The following is a 6,597-nucleotide window of genomic DNA, read 5'->3' as shown; positions in this document are numbered from 1 at the left end:
GCCTAAATTATTGTAGGAAGACGCTTCACCCCCCCGATCACCGATTTCCCGTGTGATTGCTAAGGACTGTTGATAAAACTCGCTCGCTTTTTGGTATTCTCCTAGGGAATCGTAAACATTGCCTAAATTATTGTAGGAAGACGCTTCACCCCCCCGATCACCGATTTCGCGTTCGATTGCTAAGGACTGTTGATGAAACTCGATCGCTTTTTGGTATTCTCCTAGGGATTGGTAAACATTGCCTAAACTGGTGAGGGATGCGGCATAATTCCAGTTGGTTTGCTCCTCCTGTTGTTGGTAAACAGTGACTAATTCAAGGTAATAATCCGCTAGGGTTTGATAATACCCCCGTCGGGTGAGAAAATCCTCGATAGCACGGAGAATATCAAAAGCATTGTCGTACTCGGTTAACTGATAGCAATGATAGAAAATTTCTAGGTAAGGTTGCACATCGTTGAGGATTTCCCAGGAGTCGGGTTGAGCAATAGAAAGATAATAGGCGATCGCTTTTTGGTGTAATTCCCTTTGATCACCGGCTTTGTATTGTGCATATTCCCAAACTAAAGGCTGAAAACTAAAAATTCGCTGGCGATTTTCCTCTTTTTCTTCTAATAATGATCGTCGCTGTAATTCTCGCAGATCTGCCGTGATCTCGGATAGTGCGATCTCCGGGTAATTATCCATCACCGCTTTGGCTGCTGGAGAATCAAATTCTCGGCGATAAATGCTGGTTTTAGTGAATAATTCCTGCTGTCTTTGGCTAAGTCGCTGAAAACTAGCATCTAAAACTAAAGCAATTCCCACTGTCTCTTGACGATGACTCCCCACCACCTGCGGATCGCTCAAAAGTTGCGATAAATTTCCTAATCCTAAATCCGCTAACCTTTCTAAACTGGGGTTTTGCGGAAATTCTGCTAAGATTAAATCCGCCACCAATCGCAGGAGTAATGGATGACCATCCACCCGTCGAGAAAAGTTCTCTAGATCCCCTGTTATTTGCGATTCCGCTAACAATTGCGCCCCTTCAGGTGGTTTCAAACCTTTTAGCTCAATCCAACGGTTAAAACCCCTAGTTTTTGGCTTTTCTCTGGTGGTGACTATAATTTTGCTGGTGTCACCTTTTTCTATCCAAGCAGTGAAAAACTGCTGATAAAATTCATTATTCCAAGAACCATCTTCCCCTAATAAACTCTCTAGATTATCGATAATAATTAGGTGGCGATGGCGTTGCAATTGTCTGATTAAAGCTTCCTGTAAATCTATTTCTTTTTCGGGGACAGGATAACCAAATTCCGTCAGGAGTTGGCGAGCTAAACCACTAAATCCGCCCAGATTTCCCGCTTCCCACCAAAAGCGTTTTGGGAATAAATCTTCATCGTCCCCTAGGGAAGGATCTAGGGTAATTTTCTCCTCAAAAATTTTACTGGCTAGGGTAGATTTTCCAATCCCTCCAACTCCTTTGATGCCAATCATCGTAACATTTTGATCAGTAAACCACTGCTTAATTTGGGTGATTTCCTCCTTCCTTCCCTGCCAATAGGCGAGACGTTTTCGAGCATCTCCTCCCTTGAAAGTACTCCTTTGACTACTGCGATTATTTTCTATTGCGTCTGCTTTTGCGTGCAGAGCCGCCAGTCATTCAGGAGGGATTCCTAGATTTAAATTACCCTTAACTTCTTGAATGTTCAATTGTTGTTTAATATCTTTGTTTATTTGTGTACCAATTTGAGTTTTTGTTTCTGTTTGATTCTGATTAATTGTCATAATTTGTTGTGCTAGGGTTTGGATTTCTTGGGCAAAATTGGGGTCTTTGAGCATTTCTACCTGTAAAAAAGGAACCACTTGCTGTTCAATCATCGCCTCGGATTTAGTTTGTTCTGCTGCCGCTAAAACCTTGGCTGCGGAGGGTTCCTTTTGTAACTTTTGCTTAATTTTTTGCCACAATTCTACACCTTTATCCATTGCTCCTTCCGTTAATTTACCGATAACAGCTTCAAAGGCGATTTTAGCGATTTCGGCGGCGGCTAATTCTGCTAACATAATCATCAATGGGGGGAATTTTTCGCCATTCTAGCACAACGGCAACAGCAGTTGTGGACGGTTTAAATGTTTGGTTGACTGTTCAAAAAGTAAAAAACAAAACTCTGATATCGTTGCCACAACAGGATTGAGATTAGGGCGAAGCGGACGCGCTGGTAAGCTAAGACATATTTAGGGTTTGCGGCAAAAAGTACGGGCGAAGCATTCGGATAGAAAATCTCCGGTTTCACCGATAGGTTATGCCCAAATGCTTCGCCCCTACAGGACGCGGGCCGATGAAGACGCAAAAATCTTGCACCTGTTTCGCTCGTAAAGCCACAAAACCCCTACCTTGCCTACATTTCACATTTATTCAGCAAACCCTATTTAAACTGCTTATTCTTAGATTAGCCGAATCTCCTCCAATTCCTTTACTGTTGCCTCTTGCCTCGTCTCAACAAGCAATTTAAATTACGAACAGCTTATTAATGCTTGAGCAGCCCTCAGAAGCCCTTTTATTGAAGCCCGTTATTCCCTAAAGTCGTTGACAATAAAGCTATAAGTAGGTAGGCACAATTATTTGTAGGATGGGTTAGCGGTAGCGTAACCCATGCGGGCGTTGGGTTTCATGCTTCAACCCAACCTACGTTCATTTTATATTTAATTCCACCCACCTACTTAGACAAACTTAAACCGTTAGATTGCAAGAGTAGAAAAAGTAGTAAAATAGTTCAATACCCGTAAAACATGAACAAAACATGACTACTCTATTGCAAAAAGCATTCACAGAAATCCAGAAACTGCCAGAGCATCTTCAAGATGAACTTGCTCAACAATTGCTGGAAGATATTGAAGGTGAATTAAAATGGCAGAAAAGCCTTTCCAACGAAGATATGGAATTGGGAGCTTTAATAACAATGGCACAGGAAGCTCTGATAGAAGAACAAGAGGGGAGAACAGAAGATAAAGGCTTTGGGGAAGAATGAAGTCATCCAGAACCAAGAGGTTTCGTCAACTTTTTCTAAGTTTGCCGCAAAGGGTACAAGAAACAGCCAAGAAAAATTACCAGATTTGGAAAGAAAATCCATTTCACCCCAGCCTAGAGTTCAAAGAGGTGAAACCAAGAGAAAAAATCTGGTCAGTCAGAGTCGGCATTGGATGGCGAGCATTAGGGATTAAGAATTCAAACGATGACTATAATCCTAGAGAGGATTCTTTTTCCCTATCACTGCATAGAAGGGATCAGCAACCATAATTCCTAACATTTGCAGGAAACTGGGGGTAGTAGCAGGACGAACGATCGCCTGTACTTCCCTAAATCCCGCCACCGATTTAAAATAGGATTTCACTAGGGCCACCCGGCCTAAATCGCTATTATCGCGCCAAGCAGCGATCGCTTTTTGGTAAAACATCCGATTGGAAAAACTGACCACCACCAGACCATTAGGCTTTAAAATGCGATACAGTTCCGCAAAAATCGCCTCTGGATACTGCAAATACTGCACCGACACTGTGATTAACACCGCATCAAAAGAACTATCCTCTAGGGGCAATTTTGGCTGTGCATTCAGGTCTTGGACAAAATAACTATGCAAGCGGGGATTTTTGGCTAACTCCTCCCCATTCATCCCGTGACCTTCGATATGCTCAAATTCCATCTCCTCCGGTAAATGGGACACCCAGCTGCTCATCAGGTCTAAAATGCGTGTATTCGGCGATAAGATCTCTCGGTAGAGAGCGGTTAATCGATCGATAAAACCCTCATCCACGTGGGTGACAAAGCGGGGAAAAGCATAAAAATCGCTGTCTTTCGTCGGATCGAGTTTAGTTCTTTCTTCGGGTCGGAGCATTTTTGTCAAGTTAATTTTACTATTCTTAACATACCCCACAGACAGAAAAAAGGGTTAACCGAACTGGTCAACCCCTAGGCTTGGGAACGCGCTGTAAATCTTAGCTTTGAACGACTAGCTTAACGTTAGCGTTTTGCAGACCGCGCTGTTTCACTTCGGATAGGGTTTTGTTCACAGCGTATTTTTGGTTGATCGAGTTGATCAATTCGGTTTGATTGTGTTTTTTGGCCACACCCCAGAGGTCAGCGATTAAATCGAAACTGCCGTCGGTATTGCGGGACCAACCGAGATCATATTCGCCATCGAGAACAGCAACGATGTCGGAGCGAACCCGTTGACCGTTGTAACCACGAACATCAGCTTCGGTTTTTACGCTAATACCGAGGTCGCGGAGAGAAGCTTTGAGGATTTCGGCATCGGTGATTTTGGTCCGGAGAGTGCTAAAATGAGACATTGGAATTTCCTCTTTGTAGATAAGAATCAACAACAACAGATTGAGAGTTAAAGAGTGCCGCCAAGCGGCTTTTCGAGGCATTGCTAGTCCCTGAGAACTAGCCTTTCATCCCGTTGGGAGCGGGCGAAAGTCTGTTAGAACTCCAATCGCTGGTACTCAGCGACGGAGGCCGAAGCAGGTCGGGCGCGTTGTCTGGCCCAATCACGCAGGGCCGTCACCTGTTCGGTCATGGTGCGAGATAGGGGCAGAGTCGCCTTAATCGCCGCAATAATGTCTAATTGCGTGAATTCGCGATCTTGGGCGAAGGCCTCATACATGGCGGCAATCAGCGCCTGTTCTATTTCCGCACCGGAAAACCCATCGGATACCTTGGCTAACTGCTCCAAATCGAAGCGAGAAATGTCGGAGCGTCGTTTAGTCAGGTGAATATTAAAGATATCTTGTCTTTCTTCGGAATTGGGCAAATCGACAAAGAAGATTTCATCGAAGCGCCCCTTGCGGAGAAATTCCCCGGGTAGCCGTTCAATCCGGTTAGCTGTGGCCATAACGAAGACGGGTGAGGTTTTTTCCTGCATCCAAGTCAGGAAGGAGCCGAAGATGCGGCTAGAGGTTCCCCCATCGGAATCGGCGGATCCTGTGCCACCGGCAAAAGCTTTATCTAATTCATCGATGAACAGAATGGCTGGAGAGATGGATTCGGCAGTTTTTAGGGCATTACGCAGGTTAGCCTCAGACCGTCCCACCATGGAACCATCGTAAACCCGTCCCATATCTAAGCGCAGGAGCGGTAAACTCCAGAGGCGCGAGGTGGTTTTAGCGATTAAGGACTTACCACAGCCGGGTACTCCTAAAATTAGCATTCCTTTCGGTTGCGGGAGTCCGTAACCTCTGGCTCTTTCTGTAAAGGCGTTTGATCGCTGTTTTAACCATTTTTTTAATTCTTCCAGACCACCGACGGCGTTGATGGTCTCGTCTTCTTCAACGTATTCTAAAATTCCGTTGCGGCGAATCAGTTGTTTTTTCTCGGAAAGGACGATTTCTACCTCGTCTTCCGTCAATTTGTTCGCTTTTACATGGGCTTTGCGGTAAACTTTTTCGGCTTCATCTTTGGTTAAGCCTAAGGCCGCTTTCAGGAGTTTTTCCCGGACCTCTGTGGTGGTACGACGATTTTGATTTTTGCCTAGGTGTTGTGAGAGAACTGTATCTAACTCTCCCATGTCCGGCAGGGGAAAATCTAGAACTACTACGTCTTTCTCTAGTTCTATGGGGACTTCTTGCAGGGGAGACATTAAAATAATGATTTTTTCGGTTCCTTTAAAGCTTGCGATCGCATCTCTCAACCAGCGAGTGACCGGAGCAGAAGTGATGAACGGATGCAGGTCTTTAAATATATAGATGCCCGCTTCCCGTTGACGCACTACCCATTCGATCGCCGCTTCTGGCGACACGGTATTATGTTGACTGGTTTGGCGCGGTTGACCTAGTTCGATCATGCCGTGGGTGACAGTCCAGACAAACACCCGTCGATGTTGTGTATTTAGTTGGGCTATTTTGCTGATGGCTTCTTCCGCCCTTTCCTCCTCGGAGGTGACGAGGTAAATCAGGGGATACTGAGCCTTGACGAGAATTTCTAGCTCTTCTTTCATAACATCGACCCTATTTGTGGTAACGGTTTTGACCTTGGGCGGCTACCGAGAGTTTAGCAGGGAACTAAGGCTGCTTCTCCCTCTGCGGTTCCTTGAGCGCCAACGGGTTCGGGAACTTCGAGCGGGAACTCGTCGCCGACTATTCCGGGCTGGCGTTTGATTGACCTTAGCCGATCTTCTTTCATCACTAAGGCGGCATCACACTCGGGACAGACATGAACCTGATAGGTTTTGCCATAGGCGGCGGCTTCGATTTCTTCTACCTTTTCGGGGTATTTTAGGTAGAAAGCGATCGCTTTTTCCACCAGCCCTGACATCGATTCTTCATCGATTGCGGCCCTTATTTTTAGTTGACGATGGACTCCAGGGGGAAGGTACAGTGTGACTTTTTGCTTGTCTTGCATATCACTAAATTGGTTTACCCGGGTATGTGTCCTTACTATAACCACTGTCTTTCCCTCCTGTCAAGATGGTAAGCTGTTATGACAGCATAATTGTAACATTTCTTTACAATTGTTGGAGAAGTGGGGTGTAGGGTGTGGGGAAGTGGGGTGTAGGGTGTGGGGTGTAGGGTGTGGGGTGTAGGGTGTGGGGTGTGGGGTGTGGGGTGTGGGGTGTGGGGTGTGGG

8 protein-coding genes are annotated in these 6,597 nt (G+C 45.5%); 2 read left to right on the top strand and 6 right to left on the bottom strand.

Annotation, left to right across the window (positions count from 1 at the left end):
• Both PX482_RS20365 and PX482_RS20360 read right to left on the bottom strand, forming a co-directional pair.
• A partial coding sequence (locus tag PX482_RS20365) for a tetratricopeptide repeat protein (protein ID WP_288122933.1) occupies window positions 1-1,515 on the bottom strand: 1,515 nt, incomplete at its 3' end.
• A gap of 120 nt (window positions 1,516-1,635) precedes the next feature.
• Complete coding sequence (locus PX482_RS20360) at window positions 1,636-2,040, bottom strand: hypothetical protein (protein WP_288023473.1); 405 nt, start codon at window positions 2,038-2,040, stop codon at window positions 1,636-1,638.
• A gap of 737 nt (window positions 2,041-2,777) precedes the next feature.
• Here PX482_RS20360 and PX482_RS20355 point away from each other — a divergent pair.
• Together PX482_RS20355 and PX482_RS27845 are read left to right on the top strand one after the other, a co-directional pair.
• Entirely contained in the window at window positions 2,778-3,005 is a 228-nt protein-coding gene (locus PX482_RS20355; RefSeq protein ID WP_012265763.1) for a hypothetical protein, read from the top strand.
• A complete protein-coding gene (locus tag PX482_RS27845; RefSeq protein WP_353852196.1) occupies window positions 3,002-3,274 on the top strand; it encodes a hypothetical protein in 273 nt (90 codons plus the stop codon). Before PX482_RS20355 ends, PX482_RS27845 begins: the two co-directional genes overlap by 4 nt.
• On the opposite strand, the gene PX482_RS20350 is transcribed toward PX482_RS27845, so the two are convergent.
• The 4 genes from PX482_RS20350 to PX482_RS20335 all read right to left on the bottom strand — a co-directional run bounded on the left by PX482_RS20350 (window position 3,222) and on the right by PX482_RS20335 (window position 6,373).
• Entirely contained in the window at window positions 3,222-3,869 is a 648-nt protein-coding gene (locus PX482_RS20350; protein ID WP_287741655.1) for a class I SAM-dependent methyltransferase, read from the bottom strand. The two genes, PX482_RS27845 and PX482_RS20350, sit on opposite strands and share 53 nt — an antisense overlap.
• Before the next feature lie 100 nt (window positions 3,870-3,969).
• Window positions 3,970-4,323 (bottom strand): DUF1257 domain-containing protein, encoded by a 354-nt coding sequence (locus PX482_RS20345; RefSeq protein WP_002731874.1) that lies wholly within the window; start codon window positions 4,321-4,323, stop codon window positions 3,970-3,972.
• Window positions 4,324-4,457: 134 nt separating this feature from the next.
• Window positions 4,458-5,969, bottom strand: coding sequence for a stress-responsive protein Ycf46 (gene ycf46, locus PX482_RS20340; protein WP_061430126.1), 1,512 nt, complete (start codon window positions 5,967-5,969; stop codon window positions 4,458-4,460).
• Between the two features lie 53 nt (window positions 5,970-6,022).
• Window positions 6,023-6,373, bottom strand: a complete 351-nt coding sequence (locus tag PX482_RS20335) for a slr0373 family blue light stress response protein (protein ID WP_012265766.1) — start codon at window positions 6,371-6,373, stop codon at window positions 6,023-6,025.
• Window positions 6,374-6,597 lie beyond the last annotated feature (224 nt).

Source organism: Microcystis sp. M53602_WE12, from assembly GCF_030065455.1.
Lineage (GTDB): Bacteria > Cyanobacteriota > Cyanobacteriia > Cyanobacteriales > Microcystaceae > Microcystis > Microcystis aeruginosa.
The sequence above is the reverse complement of the archived record's forward strand: the minus strand, read 5'-3'. Positions and strand labels throughout refer to the sequence as shown.